At 61.1% G+C, this 19829-nt stretch carries 6 protein-coding genes and 7 pseudogenes; 10 read left to right on the forward strand and 3 right to left on the reverse strand.

Features of this window, described 5'->3' with window-relative positions:
- Positions 1-509 (reverse strand): annotated as a pseudogene (locus JCM25143_RS16525) (carboxypeptidase M32); the annotation flags it as partial.
- Between the two features lie 193 nt (positions 510-702).
- Here JCM25143_RS16525 and mutS point away from each other — a divergent pair.
- Positions 703-3308: pseudogene (mutS, locus tag JCM25143_RS16530) on the forward strand (DNA mismatch repair protein MutS).
- Between the two features lie 84 nt (positions 3309-3392).
- A pseudogene (locus JCM25143_RS16535) lies at positions 3393-6356 on the forward strand ([protein-PII] uridylyltransferase).
- Positions 6357-6359: 3 nt separating this feature from the next.
- On the opposite strand, the pseudogene JCM25143_RS16540 reads toward JCM25143_RS16535, so the two are convergent.
- Positions 6360-7234 (reverse strand): annotated as a pseudogene (locus JCM25143_RS16540) (NUDIX domain-containing protein).
- Between the two features lie 164 nt (positions 7235-7398).
- Between JCM25143_RS16540 and JCM25143_RS03505 the strand changes: the two are divergent.
- From JCM25143_RS03505 to fusA, 4 genes and pseudogenes are all read left to right on the forward strand, one after another.
- Complete coding sequence (locus JCM25143_RS03505; protein WP_025860039.1) at positions 7399-9258, forward strand: ABCB family ABC transporter ATP-binding protein/permease; 1860 nt, start codon at positions 7399-7401, stop codon at positions 9256-9258.
- Positions 9259-9264: 6 nt separating this feature from the next.
- A pseudogene (locus JCM25143_RS16545) lies at positions 9265-9560 on the forward strand (hypothetical protein).
- A gap of 119 nt (positions 9561-9679) precedes the next feature.
- Complete coding sequence (gene rpmB / locus JCM25143_RS03515) at positions 9680-9985, forward strand: 50S ribosomal protein L28 (protein WP_025860040.1); 306 nt, start codon at positions 9680-9682, stop codon at positions 9983-9985.
- Positions 9986-10213: 228 nt separating this feature from the next.
- Positions 10214-12301, forward strand: a complete 2088-nt coding sequence (fusA, locus tag JCM25143_RS03520) for an elongation factor G (protein ID WP_025860041.1) — start codon at positions 10214-10216, stop codon at positions 12299-12301.
- A gap of 192 nt (positions 12302-12493) precedes the next feature.
- On the opposite strand, the gene JCM25143_RS03525 is transcribed toward fusA, so the two are convergent.
- Positions 12494-15301, reverse strand: coding sequence for a phosphoenolpyruvate carboxylase (locus tag JCM25143_RS03525; RefSeq protein WP_025860042.1), 2808 nt, complete (start codon positions 15299-15301; stop codon positions 12494-12496).
- Between the two features lie 236 nt (positions 15302-15537).
- Here JCM25143_RS03525 and JCM25143_RS16550 point away from each other — a divergent pair.
- The 4 genes and pseudogenes from JCM25143_RS16550 (at position 15538) to sufC (ending at position 19827) form a co-directional block, all read left to right on the forward strand.
- Positions 15538-16835: pseudogene (locus JCM25143_RS16550) on the forward strand (DUF445 domain-containing protein).
- Positions 16836-17065: 230 nt separating this feature from the next.
- Entirely contained in the window at positions 17066-17557 is a 492-nt protein-coding gene (locus JCM25143_RS03535) for an SUF system Fe-S cluster assembly regulator (RefSeq protein ID WP_025860043.1), read from the forward strand.
- Positions 17558-17560: 3 nt separating this feature from the next.
- Positions 17561-19043 (forward strand): annotated as a pseudogene (gene sufB / locus JCM25143_RS16555) (Fe-S cluster assembly protein SufB).
- Positions 19044-19056: 13 nt separating this feature from the next.
- Positions 19057-19827, forward strand: coding sequence for a Fe-S cluster assembly ATPase SufC (sufC, locus tag JCM25143_RS03545; RefSeq protein WP_025860044.1), 771 nt, complete (start codon positions 19057-19059; stop codon positions 19825-19827).
- The last annotated feature ends 2 nt before the right edge of the window (positions 19828-19829 follow it).

Below are 19829 nucleotides of genomic sequence, written 5' to 3' on the forward strand. Positions count from 1 at the left end.
TCGAAGGAATCGAGCAGCGCATCATAGGGGCTCAGGCCGCAGGCCTCGCCCGTGGCGCTGGCTATGGCACGGGTCAGGTTCAGCACTTCCGTCAGTGCGGGGAGTAGGGCCTTGAAGTCGCTATTCTGGCGGGCATCACGCCAGGCGATTTCGCATAGTGTGGTGGCCTGTGCGTGGGCTTCCACCAGATCCTGCGGCAGGACCGTGGCGCGAGTGTGCTGGCGGCGCATGGCGGCAAGGTTGGCGCGCTGCCAGTCCGTCTCGCCTGCTGGTGAACTGGCAGGCTGATCAGCCTCGGCCTGATCCAGAAGGTCCGCCATGATGGGGGCTGTCAGGATTTCGTGGCGCAGCCCTTCGAGCATGGCCAGATTTTCCGACCGGCGCTCAGCCGCGCCCGAAGGCATCATGACTTCCTTGTCCCACCCCAGCAGTCCAATGGCGTCCTGCAGGGAGGCAATACGGGCGAAATGGCGCTCAAGCGCGAGATAGGCCGTGTTCATGCCATACATGGTACAGCATCCGCCGCCCGGACGGAATGGACCGCAGGGCGGAATTTTCCCCTTCCGATCGCGTTGCGGCAATGACCGGGCGGTATGGGTCGCCTACCGCTCGGGCAAAAAAGCGCTGGGGTATGGCTGAATAATGCGGGGCAGGGAGCGCAAAGCCGGTTGCCCCGTGCGGCGGCTCTTCTATGATACGGGTATGACACGACTTTCCCCCGAAGGAGCCACGCCCGCTATGGCGCAGTGGTTCATGCTCAAGGCTGAAAACCCAGAGGCCCTGCTGTTTTTTCGCATGGGCGATTTTTACGAACTGTTTTTTGATGACGCCGTTACGGCGGCTTCAGCTCTTGATATCGCCCTGACAGCCCGCGGCACCCATGGGGGGGAGCCTATCTCCATGTGCGGCGTGCCTGTGGCCGCTGCCCCGGCCTATCTCGCGCGGCTGATCCGGCGCGGTTTTCGTGTGGCCGTGGCCGAGCAGACCGAAACGCCCGTCAAGGGGCGTCCCTCCAAAGGTCCGCTGGCGCGTGCTGTGGTGCGGCTGGTAACGCCCGGCACCCTGACAGAGGACGAACTGCTTGAACCCGGCCGCTCGAATCTGCTGCTGGTGCTGGCCGGAGGGGCCGCGCGCGGGCGCAAGGCCAAGGAGGGCGAAAATCTGGGGGCGGCGTGGATCGATGTCTCCACCGGTGTGTTTGAAACTGCCAGCCTGAGTGCCAATGCGCTGCCTGCCCTGCTGGGGCGGCTGGATGCGGCGGAAATTCTCGCACCCGCAACGCTTGATCTGGCGGATTTTACCAGCGCCGTGCACCGGATATGGCACCGCCCTCGGTGGAGACAGCGCGCGAGCGTCTGGCAGCGGCGTTTGGTGTTGCCAGCATGGATGCATTCGGCACGTTTTCGGATGAGGAAAGCATCGCCGCCGCTATGGCGGTTGAGTATGTGCGCCGCACGCAGGCGGGGCGTCTGCCGCGTCTGGCACGGCCGGTCACGCAGAATGAGAGCGGTATTCTGGGCATAGACCCGGCAACCCGTGCGAGTCTCGACCTGCTGCGCGCGCGTGACGGCGGTACGGATCATACACTGTTTGCGGCTATTAACCGCACCGCTAGTGCGGCGGGCGCGCGCCTGCTGGCGGAATGGCTGGCCGCTCCTTTAACCCAGCCTGCCCGTATTGCTGCGCGGCAGGAGGCATGGGGCTGGCTGCGCGAGCAGACTGTCAGCCGGGAAGGGTTGCGTGCAGCCCTGCGCAAAGCCCCCGATATTGCCCGCGCACTGGGCCGCCTGTCTGTTGGGCGGGGGCAGCCGCGTGATCTGGCGGCAATGCGTGATGGCATTCAGGCCGCGCGCGAGGCGGAGAATGCCCTGCGTGATGTGGGAGCGTTGCCGCACGAGCTTACGCGTGTCGGCGCTTTTCTGGGTGTGGCCACTGGGCTGGAACAGCAGTTGGGCCGCGCGCTGGCAGAAAATCTGCCCGCCAGACTGGATGATGGCGGGGTGATTGCGCCGGGCTACGATGCAGAACTGGATGAGCACCGTGCCCTGCGTGATGATTCGCGCCGCCTGATTGCCGCCATGCAGGCCGAATACGCCGCCCGTTATGGTGTTACGACTCTCAAGATACGCCATCACGCGCAGCTTGGTTACGTCATGGAAGTGCCGGTGGCCGCCAGCGCACGCCTAAAGGACCGGGCCGAACTGGTTCTGCGGCAGGGCACGGCCAGCAATGCGCGTTTTGTGACGGAGGAACTGGCCAGCCTCAATACACGGATAACCGAGGCGGCGGAGCAGGCTGCCCGCCGGGAGCGCGCCGTGTTTGGCGCTCTGGTGGAGGCTGTTCTGGCAGAGGCGGACCTGCCGCCTCTGGCTCAGGCGCTGGCGGAGCTGGATGTGTTCCAGTCCTGCGCAACTCTGGCGGCGGGCGGTGCCTGGTGCACCCCGCATGTAACGGAAGATACGGCCTTTGTTCTCGAAGGCTGCCGCCACCCGGTGGTGGAGGCTGCCCTGTCTGCGGGCACGCGGTTTACACCCAATGACTGTCGCCTGCCGCCCGAACAGCGCGTGATGCTGCTGACAGGCCCCAATATGGCGGGTAAATCCACCTTTCTGCGGCAGACGGCTCTGGCGGTCATTCTGGCGCAGGCGGGTTTTCCGGTTGCAGCGGAACGGGCCAAGCTCGGGGTGGTGGATCAGCTTTTCTCGCGCGTAGGGGCATCGGATGATCTGGCGCGGGGCCGTTCGACCTTTATGGTGGAAATGACCGAAACAGCCGCCATTCTCAATCAGGCCGGGCCACGTTCTTTGGTGGTGGTGGATGAAATTGGCCGGGGCACAGCAACGCTGGACGGGCTGGCCATTGCATGGGGCGTGCTGGAGGCGCTGCATTCGAGCGTGCGGTGCCGGACCATTTTTGCAACGCATTTCCATGAACTGGCGCGGCTGGTCGATACCCTGCCTCGCCTGAGCCTGCACACCATGGGCGTGCGCGAATGGCGTGGGCAGATCGTGTTCCTGCATGAAGTTCTGGCAGGCACCGCCAAAAAAAGCTGGGGTGTGCATGTAGCGCGGCTGGCCGGGGTGCCTGTGCCGGTTGTGGAGCGGGCTGCGCGGTTGCTCAAGGAGTTGGAGCGTGCTGAAAATACAATACCTGAGCCGCTTCCCCTTTTCGACACGCAGAAGACATTACCCCCTCCGCCGGAAAATACGTTAAGAAAACGATTAATGGAAACCGACCCTGATAGCCTGACCCCGCGCGATGCTCTGGAGCTTGTGTATGCCCTGCGCAAGGAAGCCGAGCGGACGTAAGTTTCAGGCCATGGTCGGCCATGGACAGCCCAGCCCCGAAACAGACAGTTTCTAGACCCCTACAGGATCCGAACCCGAAGCCCGATGTCCACTTCTTCCGCACACGCTGCCTCTGGGCAGCAGCCTGACATGGCCGTACTGGCGGCCTTGACGCCAGAAGCCCTTGCCGCGTGCCTGACCCGTGAGCTCAGAGACGCCGCACGTGAAGAAGCGGTCATTCCCGAGCGGGAAGAGGCCGTGGCGATTTTTCGCCGTTATCTGGGCCGCTATCAGGCCGACATCCGCAACCGTTTCGAGCGCTACGAGCTCAAAGGTGCGGCAGCCGCCAAAATGATCGCGTCCTTCACGGATGTGATGCTGCGCGCCATCGTGGACCTTGCCATGCGCGCGACCGAGATGGTGGGGCCGGATAATATGGCCATGCCTGTGGGTGGGCTTACGGGCTTTTCCATGGCGGCTACTGGCGGCTACGGGCGCGGCCTGCTGGCGCCGTTCAGCGATATTGATCTGCTGTTCCTGATTGCGGACGATGCCGGTGAGCGGGTGCACCCGCTGATCGAATACGTTCTGTATTTCCTGTGGGATCTCGGGGTGAAAGTCGGGCACGCCACCCGCACGGTCAATGAGTGTATTACCGAGCCGCCGCCGATACCACCGTGCGTACAGCCCTGCTGGATGCCCGCCTGCTGGCGGGTGATACGGCGCTGTTTGCCATGTTCGAGGCCCGCTACATTCTTGCCTGTGTGGAAGCCGGCGTGGGTGGATTCATTCAGGACAAGCGGCGCGAGCGGCTGGAGCGGCACCGCCGTTTTGGCGACAGCCCGTATCTGGTCGAGCCCAATATCAAGGAAGGGCGTGGCGGTCTGCGGGATCTGCAGACCCTGTACTGGATGTGCCGCAACACGTTTGGCACGCGCCACGTCAAGGACCTGCTAGCCCCCGAATTTATCTGGATGGGCCTGCTGACGGAGCAGGAAGCAGCGCGCGCACGCCGTTCATGGGATTTCCTGTGGACCGTGCGGCTGCATCTGCACTACGTGGCGGGCCGGGCGGAAGAGCGTCTGACCTTTGACACCCAGCCCGTTATCGGCGCGCGCATGGGCTATACACGCCACGGCCGCCAGAATGGTGTCGAGCGCTTCATGCGCCACTACTTCCTGACCGCGCGTGAAGTCATGCGCCTGACCCATGTGCTGGAGCCTGCCGTGCTGCGGCAGGCACAGGGCCGGTGGCGCATGCCGCCAAGCCTGACGAGGCCATGCGTGAGGCCGGGTTTACGCTGCTCGATGGGCAGATTCTGCCTGACCGGGGCGTGTCGTTCGACCGCGAACCCATCAAGATGATGCAGATTCTGGACTGGGCGCGCCTGCGCCGCCGGGCTCTGCACCCTCTGGCCCGGCATGAACTGATCCGCTGGGAGCGCCGGGCCACAACCCTGCGTGACGACCCCGAGGCCGCGCGGATATTTCTCGACCTCCTGTGTGGTGATATCCCAACAGAAGAGCCGCCGCGCCCCCGCCGCCGCCTGCTGGGTTCTATCCTGCCTGCGCCAGCCCCTGCAGAAGAGCCGGGTTATGCCGTCTCCTACGGTAATCATCCGCCTTCGGGTCATTCGCACTGGCTGCATATTCTCAATGAAACCGGCATTTTCGGGCGCCTGATCCCTGATTGGGCGCGTATTGTCGGGCAGATGCAGTTTGATACCTACCATGTCTTTACGGTGGATGAGCACACGATCGAAGCTGTGCGCATCATGGATGAAGTCGTGGCCGGGCGCATGGCGGATGAAATTCCCATCGCCTATGAACTGGTCAAGGGCCTGCATTCACGCCGGGCGCTTTACATGTCGGTGCTGCTGCATGACGTAGCCAAGGGGCGCGGTGGCGACCATTCGGAAATCGGGGCGGAAATCGCGGCTGATCTCTGCCCGCGTCTGGGTATGTCGGGCGAGGAAACCGAGACGGTTTCATGGCTGGTTCTGCACCATCTGCTGCTCAGCCATACAGCGTTCCAGCGTGATATAGATGACCCCAAGACCATTCTGGACGTAGCCGATATCGTGCAGTCGCCCGAGCGCCTGCGCCTGCTGCTGCTGCTGACTATCGTGGATATGCGTGCGGTCAGCAGCAAGGTGTGGAACGCATGGAAAGCCACCCTGCTGCGTGAGCTTTATGTGCGTGTGGCCGAAGTGCTGGCGGGCGGTCTGTCTACCACCGAGCGCGATGTGCGCGTGCGCCACGCCAAGGATATTGCGTCGGAAGTGCTGACCGAAGACGGTCTTTCCCGTCAGGAGATCGACCGCTTTCTGGGGCTCGGTTACGCGGGGTACTGGCTGTCGTTCGATTATGAGACGCACCGCCGTCATGCCCGTCTTGTGCGCGAGGCCGATGCTGCCGATGCCCCGCTGACGGTGGACGTGCTGCCCTTGCCCGCACGCGGCGTGACGGAAGTGACTGTCTATACCGTGGACGTGCCGGGCCTGTTTTCCAAAATTGCCGGAGCACTGGCCTTGCCGGGGCATCGATTGTCGATGCGCGCATCCATACCATGACGCATGGCATGGCGCTTGATACGTTCTGGATTCAGGATACCTCCGGGCAGGCCTATGAGGAGGCGCATCGTCTGGCGCGCCTGTCTGCACTGATCCATCAGGGCCTGAGCGGGGAGTTGGATATCGAGGCGGAAATTTCCCGTGCGGGCTTTGGTCACATGCCATTGCGTATGCGCGCCATTCATGTGCCGCCGCGTGTGGTGGTGGATAACGGTGCGTCTAACACCTACACGGTTATCGAGGTGAACGGACGCGACCGGCCCGGCCTGCTGCATGATGTGACAGAGGCCATGAACAAGGAAAACCTGCAGATTGCCTCAGCTCATATTACCACCTACGGGGTGCGGGCTGTGGACGTGTTCTACGTCAAGGATCTGTTTGGCCTCAAGATCACGGACAAGAAGCGGCTTGAGGAAATCCGCGAGCGTCTGCTCGCCGGACTGAAAGAAGCCGAGGCCGAAGCCTCGGCGCAGGCGGCGGCGCGCTACTCCGCCTGACTGTCACGCCTCAGTTCGCGCCTTGTGGCCCGGGCTGGCGCTGGACAGGCCATGGTTCAGCCCCGCACGTAGCTGTTTGCCCTCGCTGCTGGCGGGGTCAATCAGCCCGTGGCGCAGGAACAGGTCGATCAGCACCAGATTGACGTTGAACTTGAATTCATCCGTATCCCGCACGATGCGCAGGCTTCCTCGATCGGCATCAGGGTGAAGGATTCCACCTCGCCATCAGCGGCGACAGGGGTGAAATCGGTCGGCAGATACAGGTCATAGCAATAGAGCACGTCACGCCGCAGGCCTTCGGGCCTGTCCAGTGCGTAAACGATCCGTCCTGTCCTTTCTGCGTTGTCGATCAGCGCTGGGGCTATGCTGGCCTCCTCGGCGGCTTCCTTGGTCAGGGCTTCATCCGGTGTGTGTCCGGCGGGAATACCCCCAGCAACCAGATGATCCAGCTTGGCCGGGTCCAGCCGCTTGTTGGCGGCGCGCCGCCCTGTCCACAGATGCAGGCCTGAGTCCGTGCGCACCAGACCGTTCATATGCACACCAGCGGCCACCAGACCGAAAAGCGGCAGGGCACCACGGTCTATGCGGGCAATGGCGGGGCAGTCCACATCGGTTGCGACATCGAACAGCTCATGATGCGAGGTATAAAAACCCTCGGCGGCAAGCTGCTCGCCCAATTGTTCGAGAGCTGCCGGGTCGGGCAGGTTGAACCCATCGGCCGCGGAGCCAAGGCCCGCCTGTGTCAGGCGGCTGAACAGGGCAGGGGTGATCCACCCGGCGGCAACCCCCGCAAGGCGGAATGGTGCGCGTGTGGCCGCAGGGTTGGCCGTGTTGCACTGCTGCAGATGTCTTAAAAAGGGAGAGGGATTGGAAAGCATGAAAAATCCTGTTGTCCCGCATGGTAGCCGGGTGTGGCGGATAGGCAGGGTGGTGCGCCGGAGCAGCGTACAGGGTGCTGAAAAAATCTGTTATCCGGTGTGATTGCCGATGTGGCAAGGCTTTGGGGGCTTGCAAAAAAGCGCTGGCGTGTCACATCCACAGAATGTCTCGTTCGCGTCGTGCGGTGTCCGGGCCGCTTCAGAAACCCGTTTCCCTTACTTATGCCCGTCTTCTGCCCTATCTGTGGCCCAGAGGTGATCTGGCGCTGCGCGGGCGGGTGGTGCTTGTGCTGCTGGTCATGCTGGCGGGTGAGCTTGTCACGTTATGCGTGCCACTGGTTTACAGCCGGGTGGTTGACCGCTTCGTGCATCCATCCAGTCTGGCCATGGCGCCGGCTGCGCTGATAATTGGCTATGGCCTTGTCAGGCTCATATCCGCGGCCCTGACCAACCTGCGCGATGCCTTGTTCGCGCCTGTGCGCTTTCGGGTAGCGCGGCAGGCGGCGTATCGCAGCTTCCAGCACATGCACGACCTGTCACTGCGGTTCCATCTGGACCGGCGGACAGGTGTCGTTACCCGCGCCATAGAGCGCGGTACCGAGGCGGTGGAGACATTGCTGCGCATGCTCATGTCCATCTCCCCCACCATCTTGCAGTCGGTTCTGGTGCTGGCGGTTATCGGGCATCTGTTCAGCGGGTGGTATGTGGTGCTGGTGGCGGGCATGATTGTTGCCTACATCCTGTTTACGGTGCGCTTTACAACGTGGCGTCTGGGTGTGCGGCGCAAGATGAACGAAACCAACAGCGAAGCCACGGGCAAGGCGATGGACAGCCTGCTCAATTACGAGACCGTCAAATATTTCGGCAATGAGCTGCATGAAGCCAAGCGCTATGACAGCGCACAGGCGCGCTATGAGAAAGCCGCGCTGACAACGCAGTATTCGCTTGGCCTGCTCAACTTCGGGCAGGCGGCTATCGTGGCTATTTCTCTGGCCGCCATCATGCTGCTAGGCGGGCGGGATGTGCAGAGTGGGCACATTACGGTGGGCGAGTTTGTCATGCTCAATACCTACCTGCTCCAGCTTTATGGACCGCTGAATTTTCTGGGGTCGGTCTATTCAGGTATCCGCACGGCGCTGGTCGATCTGGAGCACATGATGGGGCTGGTGGACGAAAGCATAGAGGTGGCGGATCCCGCGCAGCCATGCTCCATGGCCACGCGCCTGTCAGAGGCAGGACCGGCGGAGGTCGAGTTCCGAGATGTGCGCTTCGGCTACCGGCCTGAGCGTGAAATCCTGCACGGGGTCAGTTTTGTAGCGGCACCCGGTAGCAAGGTGGCGATTGTAGGCACAACGGGGGCGGGTAAATCCACCATCAGCCGTCTGCTGTTCCGCTTTTACGATGTGGCTGCAGGTAGTGTGCGGGTTGATGGACACGATGTGCGCGATTACCGTCAGGCCGACCTGAGAGCCGCCATAGGTGTGGTGCCGCAGGATACGGTGCTGTTCAACGACACCATAGGCTACAACATTGCCTATGGCCGTCTGGGCGCCACACAGGATGAGGTTGAGCAGGCCGCGCGGCTCGCGCAGATTCATGATTTCATTCTCTCCCTGCCAGAAGGCTATGCCACGCAGGTGGGTGAGCGCGGGCTCAAGCTGTCCGGTGGGGAAAAGCAGCGCGTCGCCATTGCCCGGACGATTTTGAAAGACCCACGCGTTCTTGTGCTTGACGAGGCCACAAGCGCGTTGGACACACATACCGAGCAGGAAATTCAGGCTGCCCTGAAAACCGTTTCGGCCCGCCGCACCACGCTTGTCATTGCCCACCGACTATCCACAATTGTGGATGCGGATGAAATTCTGGTTATGGAGCATGGGCTTGTGGTTGAGCGGGGCACGCATGAGGCGCTGCTGGCCGCTCAGGGGCGCTACGCAGGCATGTGGGTTGCCCAGCAGGCGAAGCCGCCGCGGAAGGCTGAAAGAAGAACCCCGCCCCGAATCCGGGTGGGGGTAGAGGAGTGAAAGAACATGGCGGATACTTCATCTCAGGATACGGAAGCGCCTGCGCATCAGGCGGATGTTCCTGAAGATCTGGCGCGTTGCGCATGGTGATCGAGCATGCCATCGACCATCTGCGGCAGGAAAAATACCCGCCGCTGGCCGTGGCCTCGGCTCTGCTGGGTGGCGCGCTGGGGGTTCTGGCCCGCAGCGCGGACAAGGACACTATCCTGCGTATCCTCGACTCTGCGGCCAGCAGCGTGCGCTCGGGTGATGTCCATGCTTCCGTAAAGGCGGAAGATGGCCATGAAAGCGAGAAAGCCTGAGGTAAACCCTTGACTGGAAGCGTTGGCTAAGTCATAAGCCGCGCCAATCCCGAATGTGGTTGCCGGGTTCTGTCTCGGCCCTCTGTTCCTACTATTTTTGTTAAGACAAGGATGAGACAATGTCCCGTCGTTGCCAGATCACCGGCAAGGGCGTGCTGACCGGAAACAACGTCAGTCATGCCAACAACAAGACCCGCCGCCGCTTTCTGCCCAACCTGCAGGAAGCCTCCCTCATGTCCGAAACGCTCGGTTCTTCCGTGCGTATGCGCGTGACGGCACGTGGCCTGCGTACCATTGAGCACAATGGCGGGCTTGATGCCTTCCTGCTGGGTACGGCCAACCGCAAGCTCCCGACCGAAGCGCTCGTGATCAAGCGCCGTCTGCAGCGTGCTCAGGCCAAGAAGCAGGCTGCTGTTAGCGCCTGATTTCAGAGGTTCTGCCGTGTTCGGGCCGGGCTGTGTCTCCATGTGGGGCGCGTCCGGCCCGTGCGGTTAAGTATCTGGTTTCATGCCAGGTGTTTTCATGTTTCTCGGCCGGTGTCCGTCAGCCGGAATGCCTGAAGGCTTGACCTGAGGGCGATATCCGCGGTGTTCGGCGGCCACAGGCGCGAAGGGGCTCTCCCGTCGCGCCTCGCCTGTTTTCTGGAGGTTTTCGTGTCCGCCACAACAGATCTGTCCAAGATCCGCAATATCGGCATTACCGCGCATATCGACGCCGGTAAGACCACCACGACCGAGCGCATTCTGTATTACACCGGCGTGTCTCACAAAATCGGTGAAGTGCACGAAGGCAACACCACCACGGACTACATGGCCCAGGAACGTGAGCGTGGTATCACCATCACCTCCGCCGCCGTGACCTGTGACTGGAACGATCACCGCATCAACATCATCGATACGCCCGGACACATCGACTTCAACATCGAAGTGAACCGCTCCCTGCGCGTGCTCGATGGTGCTGTGTTCATCATCGAAGGCGTTGCGGGCGTGCAGCCCCAGTCCGAAACCAACTGGCGTCTGGCTGACCGTTATAACGTGCCGCGCATCATCTTCATCAACAAGCTCGATCGTACCGGTGCCGATTTCTATCGCGCATTCGATACGCTGAAGGAAAAGCTCGATATCGTAGCGATTCCGCTGCAGCTTCCCATCGGTGCTGAAGATCAGTTCCTGGGCGTTGTCGATCTGGTTGAAATGAAGGCCATCGTCTGGGAAGGCGGTGAACTGGGCGCGAAGTTCCACGATGAGGAAATTCCGGCCGACCTGAAGGAAAAGGCAGCCGAAGCCCGCCAGAACCTGCTCGACACCGCTCTGGCGGTCGACGAAAAGGCGATGGAAGAATACTTCGAGAACGGCGATGTCTCCATAGAGACACTCAAGCGCTGCATCAAGAAGGGCGCCATCTCCGGTGAGTTCCGTCCCGTTCTGTGCGGCACGGCCTTCAAGAACAAGGGCGTGCAGCCCCTGCTCGACGCCATCATCGACTACCTGCCCGCTCCTAACGACGTGGCCGGTATCCGTTGCGCTCCGCCCGAAGGCGAAGAGGCCGACGAAAACAACCAGCCGATCATTCCTGTCGATCCCGATGGCAAGTTCGCCGGTCTGGCGTTCAAGATCATCAACGACAAATACGGCACGCTGACCTTCGTGCGCGTCTATCGTGGCGTGCTCAAGACTGGCGACACGGTGCTGAACACCACCAAGGGTCACAAGGAGCGTATCGGCCGTATCTACCAGATGCACGCCGACAAGCGCGAAGAACTGAGCGAAGTGCATGCGGGTGATATCGCTGCATTCGTGGGCCTGAAGGACAGCCAGACGGGTGACACGCTGGCCGATGCCGCCGATCCGGTTGTGCTGGAACGTATGTCCTTCCCTGTGCCGGTGATCGACATCTCCGTTGAGCCGAAGACCAAGGACGCGGTCGAAAAGATGACCCTCGCCCTGCAGAAGCTCGCGGGTGAAGATCCCTCTCTGCAGCTCAAGACCGATCAGGAAACCGGTCAGATCATCCTGTCCGGCATGGGCGAGCTGCATCTGGACATCATCATTGACCGTCTGCGCCGTGAATACGGTGTGGAAGCCAATGTGGGTGCGCCGCAGGTGGCATACCGCGAAACCATTTCGCAGGCTCACACGGAAACCTACACCCACAAGAAGCAGTCCGGTGGGTCGGGTCAGTTCGCTGAAGTGAAGATCGAGTTCCAGCCGCTTGAACGGAACGACGGTATCCTGTTCGAAAACAAGGTTGTTGGCGGCACGGTGCCGAAGGAATACATCCCGGCGGTGGAAAAGGGCATTCGCGTCCAGTCTTCCACGGGTGTTCTGGCTGGCTTCCCGACTGTGGACTTCAAGTTCACGCTGCTCGACGGTAAGTACCATGACGTTGACTCGTCCGCTCTGGCGTTCGAAATCGCCGCCAAGGCCTGCTTCCGCGAAGGCATGAAGAAGGCCGGCCCGGTCATTCTCGAACCGATCATGGATGTGGAAATCACCACCCCGAACGATCACGTCGGTGACGTGGTGGGTGACCTCAACCGTCGTCGTGGCATGATCCAGAATCAGGAAACGGCTGGTTCCACGGTTATGGTGCGTGCGTTCGTGCCGCTGAAGGAAATGTTCGGCTACATTTCCCAGCTGCGTTCCATGACCAAGGGTCGTGCATCCTTCACGATGCAGTTCCATCACTACGACCCCGTGCCGCGCAACGTGGCTGATGAAATCATGGCTCAGTCCCGCTGATTTCACGCTGCGCCGTAAGGCAGTAGAACAGGGCCGTCTCCCTACAAGGGAGGCGGCCTTTTCTTTTTGTGGGGTGCTCGGGCGGGGCTGTGGAAGCTCATGGCAAGCTCCGCTACCGAAGGCCAGAAAAGCAAAAGGCCACGCTGCGAAACAGCGTGGCCCTTTTTGTGAGCGGAATTGGGAGGGGAAGGGTTAGCCAAACGCCCCAATATCGTGCATCAGCGCGACGCTGATTTCGCGGATAAGCTGGAAAATTTGCTCCATGGGCGCGAAGATATCACGGTGTTCACGGACATAGATTCCTTCCTCACGCGGGCCTCGCGGTTCATGGAAATCAAGGTCGGAAGGGCCGGAGCCCGTAGGGAAAATGTGGTGCATGTTCTGCAGCACGCTGGGGATATCAAGGCATAGGATCTGCTGCATCATCGCATCATGGCTGAAGCCGCCACGTGGCATAAAGAAAGGAATGCGGCAGGCCAGAAGCCAGATGCGTTCGATCAGCATGATGCGGATGGCATGCAGTAGGCGAATGCGCGGTTCGGTGCGGGGGGCGTGCTGCCAGGCTTCACGCAGGGCCAGATGGTCGGCCTGAATACGGCGGAACAGGGTCTGGAGTTCGGCAGACAGGTTGAGCTTTTCCAGATCCCGCATGATGGTCAGGAAAAAGCCCCGCCGCTTGCCATCCTGCTCCTCGGTAGCGCGATCAAGCCAGAAGCCGGGGTCGAGCAGGCACACGACGCTTTTCAGCACCTTGTCATCCGAACAGGCCAGCGCATGCCGGGCAAAATCGAGCGCACGATGAAAGCGCGGGCTGGAGGTGTTCAGCGTTTCAAAGGTTTCGGGGTGGCGGCGGGCAGCGGCTCCAAGGCCCTGTAACGTGTTGGCGCACCAGCCGAGTTGTTGGAGAATGGCATTGTTGAGAATAGCCCGGAGCTGGCTGGGGTGGGTAATGCGCGTGCGCGTGGCGGACTCGCTGCTCTGCCGTGCCGGGGGGCGTGAGCCCGAGCGGTCGATCAGGGAAGGACCAAATGCCCCGAGCAATGCGGCATAGCCCGGATCTTCCACCAGTCCGGTCATGTCCTCGATAACGCTCGAGAAGAAATCTGCCGAAAAGTCAGGGTGGTCGTAAATGGGGTCTTCATCCTGCCCGAACGGCATGTAGATGTTTTCGGCAATGGTCGCGAGTGTTGCACAGGCCAGTTCCGGCGTGCCGAACAGGGCATAGCCATCCCCGCCCTGAAAGGCGGCTTCCTCGCGGTAAGCAAGGCCGCTGGACTGGAAGCGCGCGCGCACATGGGCCGGAGACAGATAGGCCAGACGGTCGGACATGCGGAAAGGATGCGCACCGCGGCCGATGCTTTCGCCATGCGTGTCGAAAAACACCACAGTAACGTCGGTTAGTTTCCAGCGGGCCAGCAGATCGTAAATGCGCAGGCGCAGGCGCTCAATCTGGTAGGAGGCCGCAAGCTGGCCGATATAGCGGCCTGAATCGGAATAACCGAACTGGAAGCAGATACGCCCCATACGCCGCACGTAATCGCGCCATGCGGGAGAGCGCAGGGCTTCTTCCACAATATGATCGCCATTGACGAGGGCTTCTTCCGTTTCGAACAGCGGAGAAATTTCGATCTTGTCGGCTACGCCAAAATAGGTGGCGGCCCAGAGGGCGGATAGCAGGGTGTAGCCGGTTTCGGTTTCCGCGATCAGGAAGCGTACCGGGGTTTGCGTATCCACATATTTGGTGATTTGGGCGATGGTCATCATCAACCGCCCGGCTGTCGAGGGATCGTTGAGAAGTGCGCCGAAATCGACCGGCACGGGTTCGACCGTATCGAGTGCTTCGTTTACCCGGTTGAGCAGCGCACGGCGATGGGCCGGGTTGCTCGGATCATCCAGCATGTTCAGCTTCTGGCGGACGAAATTATGCACCTGCACCGAGTTGAGGCGGACATGCGTATGGGCCAGCCCCAGCCCGTGCGAGAGGAAGCCTGCGCGCGCCACCGCCAGCGGCAGCCGGGCGGAAGGCGGTGCGGAATCAATGGCATGCTGGAGCAGTTTCGCCAACTCGGAGGCGTTGCACAGCGCGCGCTCACGGCCCTGCACCATCAGGCGGGCAAAATGTGCTACAGCCTGTGTATCGCTCGGGCTGGTGGGGGCGGCGCTGATCTGCTCCTTCACACAGGCAATGGCGTTTTGCAGCCGTTCGCTCAGTTCGGGTGCTAGAACGCCTTCATGGGCGATCTGCTGCTCAAGGCGCATAAGCTGGAACAGTTTCATGCGCAGGCGCAGGCGCAGAGTGTCCCACCAGCCGATATCCGTGCGCCCATCCGTGTCGTAACCGACCCAGCTTGTGGCGATAACCGGACAGGGCACAAGGCTGCGCCATTGTTCAGGCCAGTTGGCCTCAGCGGTTTCCAATAGAGCGGCGCAGAGCAGGTCTATGGCGTCACGCGCGCGGGTAATGGCCTGTGCTGCGAGGGTGAATTCCTCTTCCAGCGTTGGCGGTGCGGTGCGCCGGTGGGTTTCAAAGAACGGTGCTTTTTCAGGGGGCATCTCGGTTGAGGCACATTGGGCCAGTGCCGCATAAACCGGATTGCTCAGCGCAAAGGTCGGGTGTGCGGTAAAGACAGCGGCAAAACGGATGGTGTCCGTGGCGCTGCTATAGGCCGAAAAGCTGTGTTCAGGCAGGTTTTCCAGCACCTGAGCCGCAACGGCCTTGAGCTTCTTGCGCGAAGCATCCAGCGTCGCTCCCCCAACATAGCGGTGTAGGCGGCGGGCGCGGCTGACAAAGGCGTCGTCACGCAGGGTGCGGATCAGGGTTTTGATGTCATCGTAGGTCAGTTCGCCGCGGTCGAGGGATTCGCCCAGCCGGAGCGCCGTCGCCATTACGGGGTTTGTGCCTTCGGCCACGGTGCCCATGCCCGAGGGCTCCGAGGGTTCGGTCATGCTGCCCAGAATGGCGCCCAGACGAGGAGGAAGGGAGGAAAGGTCAGGGAGCATGGCGACGTCTTGTCCTTGATGGGGCCGTGCCGAAGAGACTGATACTCTTGCACAAAAGTGAGTGTGATTTTTTTCACGTCTGTCCCGTTGGCGCAACAGCCTGACTGAGACGTGAGGCCAGAGGCCCAACAAAATAAAAGCCCTGTTGCCGTGGAGCACCGCATATGCCGCCCGATTACAGGGCGTTTTTGTCGTGTGACTTGGGATAAGACGGCCATGGTGCTATCCACCATGCCATGACAGTGCATGGGAACAGCGATGCTGATCTGGCCGCCCGCCAGACATTGCGACGTTACAAGCTGGCCGCGACCGGGCTGCTCGCAGGTATGGGCGGGCTGACCATAGCGGGTTATGCGGCTCCGGCCCTTGGGTGGGTGCGTGATGGCTTCTGGCTGGAAATGTTTCGCGCAGGCGCGCGGGCCGGGGTTGTAGGCGGAATTGCGGACTGGTTTGCCGTGGTGGCGCTATTCCGCCGCCCGATGGGCTTGCCCATTCCCCATACCGCTATCCTGCCAGCCAGAAGGACCGGCTCGGCCGGGCGCTGGGGCGGTTTGTAGCCGGGCAGGTTTTTACTGAAAAAGAAGTGGAGCGGGTACTGGCACAGGTGGATGTGCCCGCGTTTCTGGCTGACGCGCTGGAAGACCCCGCAACGCAGGACGCCGTTGTGCGGGGGGTCGTGCGCTCTGCGCCGCAAATTCTCGACAGGCTGGAGGACGGGCGGGCCAGCAATGCGCTTTCGCGCGTGATGCCGCGCCTGCTCGGGGGGAGCGATCTGGCCCCCGTAATCGCCAAGGCCTTGCGGAGTCTTGTGGATGACGACCGGCATCAGGAGGTGCTCTCCTACCTGCTTGGTCAGATCAAGGACGGTTTGCAGGCCAAGGAAAGCGCTTTGCGCGCCATGATCGAGGATCGGGTGCGTGAGCAGGGCGGGCGTTTTCTCGGCTGGGCTATCGGCGGGTCCATTGCTACCAAGGTTCTGCTTGCAGCGGGCAAGGAGTTGGATCGAATCGATCCTGAAAACTCCAGCCTGCGGGAAGGGTTCACTGCCTGGGTGCGCGCCCAGATCGACCGGATAGAAACAGACCCCGAACATGGAAGCGAATTTACGCAGGCTGTGACCGGCGTTCTTTCCCATGAGAGTGTTGTGGGGTGGTGGGGCGATATCTGGCAGAAGTTCCGCCGCATGGTGGAAGCCGATGTGGAAGACCCGGAAGGCCGCGTGGCGACATTGGTGCGCGAAGGGCTGGAGCGTCTGGCCTCTCAGGCGCGGGATGATGACGTGCTGCGCCGCCGGATCATGGATAACGTGAACCGCACCACATTGCGGATGCTGCCGTTCATTCGTGAGCGGATGGTAGAATTCATCGCGCGGGTGGTGTCTGGCTGGAACGCGGTTGAAATGGCCGACAAGCTGGAACTGCGCGTGGGCAAGGACCTTCAGTTTATCCGCTTTAATGGTACGCTGGTCGGGTTTGGTGTGGGGGCGCTGCTGTTTGCGGTTCTGCGCCTGACATTCGGCCTTAACGCCCAGTAGCAGGCTGGTTTCCTGCGCGGAACACATGGCAGCTCAGCCCAATATGCACTGTTTGCGTATCTGTTGACGCATGAAGCAGTGCGGCAGTCCTGCCACAGGGCCGGTATTGGGCGCGTGTCACGAATGCGTGGGACGGCCCGGGTGTGTAGATTCGGGTTGACGGGGGGGCGGCAAGCTCCATGTATCCGAAACAGGACCGCACAGGTCTTTAATTGGGTGAAGGCCAGACAATGCTGAAACTTTCCCGGCTGGCAGACTATGCAATCGTGATCCTGGTTAGACTGGGAGAGCAGGAAGGGGTCGTGACCTCGCCTTCTCTCGCAGCCGATACCGGGGTGCCGGAACCAACTGTGGCCAAGGTGCTTAAACTGCTGTCCACGCATGGTTTCGTGCTGTCCCAGCGGGGGGCAAAAGGGGGCTACCGCCTTGCACGCCCTCTGGCCGAGATATCCGTAGCCAGCGTGATAACAACCGTGGATGGGCGCATTGCCCTGACAGCCTGTGTTGATGGTGGCGGCTGCGATAACGGCGTAACCTGCGGGCTGTGCGGAAGCTGGGATACGATCAATCAGGCCATCCGTGCGACACTGGAAAGCATATCACTTGAAGATATGCGCATGAACCGCACGGCGCGGGCCTCAGCCCAGTTTCTGACAAAAAAGCCCGAGGAAATGCACGCTGGTGGCACGCTCGCCAGCCCAGAGATACGTGAAGGGGCCTGATCCATGCCGGCAGTGACAGAGACAAGAGAAGCCGTCGAGAAACTCGGACAGTCCACGTACAAGTGGGGCTTTGAAACCGATATCGAGATGGATCTGGCTCCCAAGGGGCTGAATGAAGACATTATCCGTCTGATTTCCAGCCGCAAGGAAGAGCCGAGTGGATGCTGGAATGGCGTCTGACCGCCTTCCGTACATGGCAGGCGATGGAAGACCCCCGATGGGCGAAGGTCTCTTATCCGCCTATCGACTATCAGGACCTCCATTACTATGCGGCTCCACGCCGCAAGCCGGGCCCGAAGTCGCTTGAAGAGGTCGATCCGGCCCTGCTCAAAACTTACGAGAAGCTGGGTATCCCCCTGCATGAGCAAGCCCTGCTGGCCGGGGTGGAACCGGCTGAGGGTGAGCGCCTGCCGGTTGCGGTGGACGCGGTGTTTGACAGCGTTTCCGTTGCCACCACCTTCCGTAAGACACTGGCGGAAGCGGGGGTGATTTTCTGCCCTATTTCAGAGGCGGTGCGTGAACACCCCGATCTGGTGCGGCGTTACCTTGGTAGCGTAGTGCCAACGGGCGATAATTTCTTTGCAGCCCTTAATTCGGCTGTGTTTACCGATGGTTCCTTTGTTTACGTGCCCAAAGGGGTGCGTTGCCCTATGGAACTGTCCACCTATTTCCGTATCAATGCCCGCAACACGGGGCAGTTCGAACGCACGCTGATCGTGGTGGAAGAGGGGGCTTCGGTTTCCTATCTGGAAGGCTGCACGGCCCCATGCGTGATGAAAACCAGCTCCATGCCGCGGTGGTCGAACTGGTGGCGATGGATGATGCGTCCATCAAGTATTCCACCGTTCAGAACTGGTATCCGGGGGATGAGGAAGGCCGGGGCGGGATTTACAATTTCGTCACCAAGCGTGGTGCGTGCCGTGGTGCCCGCTCCAAGATTTCCTGGACACAGGTTGAGACGGGCTCGGCCATTACGTGGAAATATCCTTCCTGCATCCTTCAGGGTGAAGGCTCGGTGGGGGAATTCTACTCTGTGGCGGTTACCAATAACTGCCAGCAGGCTGATACCGGCACCAAGATGATCCATCTGGGCCGCAACACGCGCTCGACCATTATTGCCAAGACCATCAGTGCCGGGCGTTCAGACAGCACGTATCGCGGTCTGGTGCGCGTGCAGCCCAAGGCCTCTGGTGCCCGTAATTTCACCCAGTGCGACAGCCTGCTGATAGGGGACCGGTGTGGCGCCCATACCGTGCCGTATATCGAATGCCGTAACATGGCGGCCCGTGTTGAACATGAGGCCACCACATCCAAAATATCAGAAGACCAGCTTTTTTACTGCCGCCAGCGCGGCCTGTCGGAGGAAGATGCCGTGGGGCTGATCGTGAACGGTTTCTGCCGGGACGTGCTCAAGGAGCTTCCCATGGAGTTTGCGGTCGAGGCCCAGAAACTCCTGCAGATCAGTCTTGAAGGTAGCGTCGGTTAAGGGAGCCCTGCATATGAGCCAGTTTTTGGAAATTTCCGGCCTGAACGCCAGAATCGACGCTGACGGACAGGAAAAGCAGATTCTGCGTGGTGTGGATCTGAGCATCCCCCCCGGCGAGGTGCATGTCATTATGGGGCCGAACGGCTCGGGCAAGTCCACCCTGTCCTATGTTCTGGCCGGGCGTGATGATTACGAAGTCACCTCTGGCAGCGTGCAGTTTCAGGGGCAGGACCTGCTGGCCATGGAACCGGAAGAACGTGCGGCAGCAGGTCTGTTCCTTGCTTTCCAGTCGCCGGTGGAACTGCCGGGTGTCAATAACGCCAACTTCCTGCGCACGGCTATTAACGCCGTACGCCGCGCACGCGGTCAGGAAGAGCTGGACGCGGTGGCGTTTCTCAAGCTGGCGCGCGAGGCCGCAAAGACCCTCTCCATGGCGCCGGACATGCTCAAGCGGAACGTCAATGTCGGTTTTTCCGGCGGGGAAAAAAAACGCAACGAAGTGTTGCAGATGACCCTGCTTCAGCCCACCTTTGCCATTCTGGACGAAACCGATAGCGGTCTGGATGTCGATGCGCTGCGGGTTGTGGCCGAAGGCGTCAATCGCCTGCGTGCGCCTACGTTCTCGGCGCTGGTGATCACCCACCATCAGAAACTGCTCGACTATCTGGTGCCTGATCGTATCCACGTCATGGCCAAGGGGCGCATCATTCTGTCTGGTGGCCCGGAACTGGCCCGCCAGATCGATCAGGAAGGTTACGCCAAGTTCCTGTCGGAGGCGGCGTGAAT

It is taken from the genome of Acetobacter papayae JCM 25143 (genome assembly GCF_000613285.1).
Classification (GTDB): Bacteria; Pseudomonadota; Alphaproteobacteria; order Acetobacterales; family Acetobacteraceae; genus Acetobacter; species Acetobacter papayae.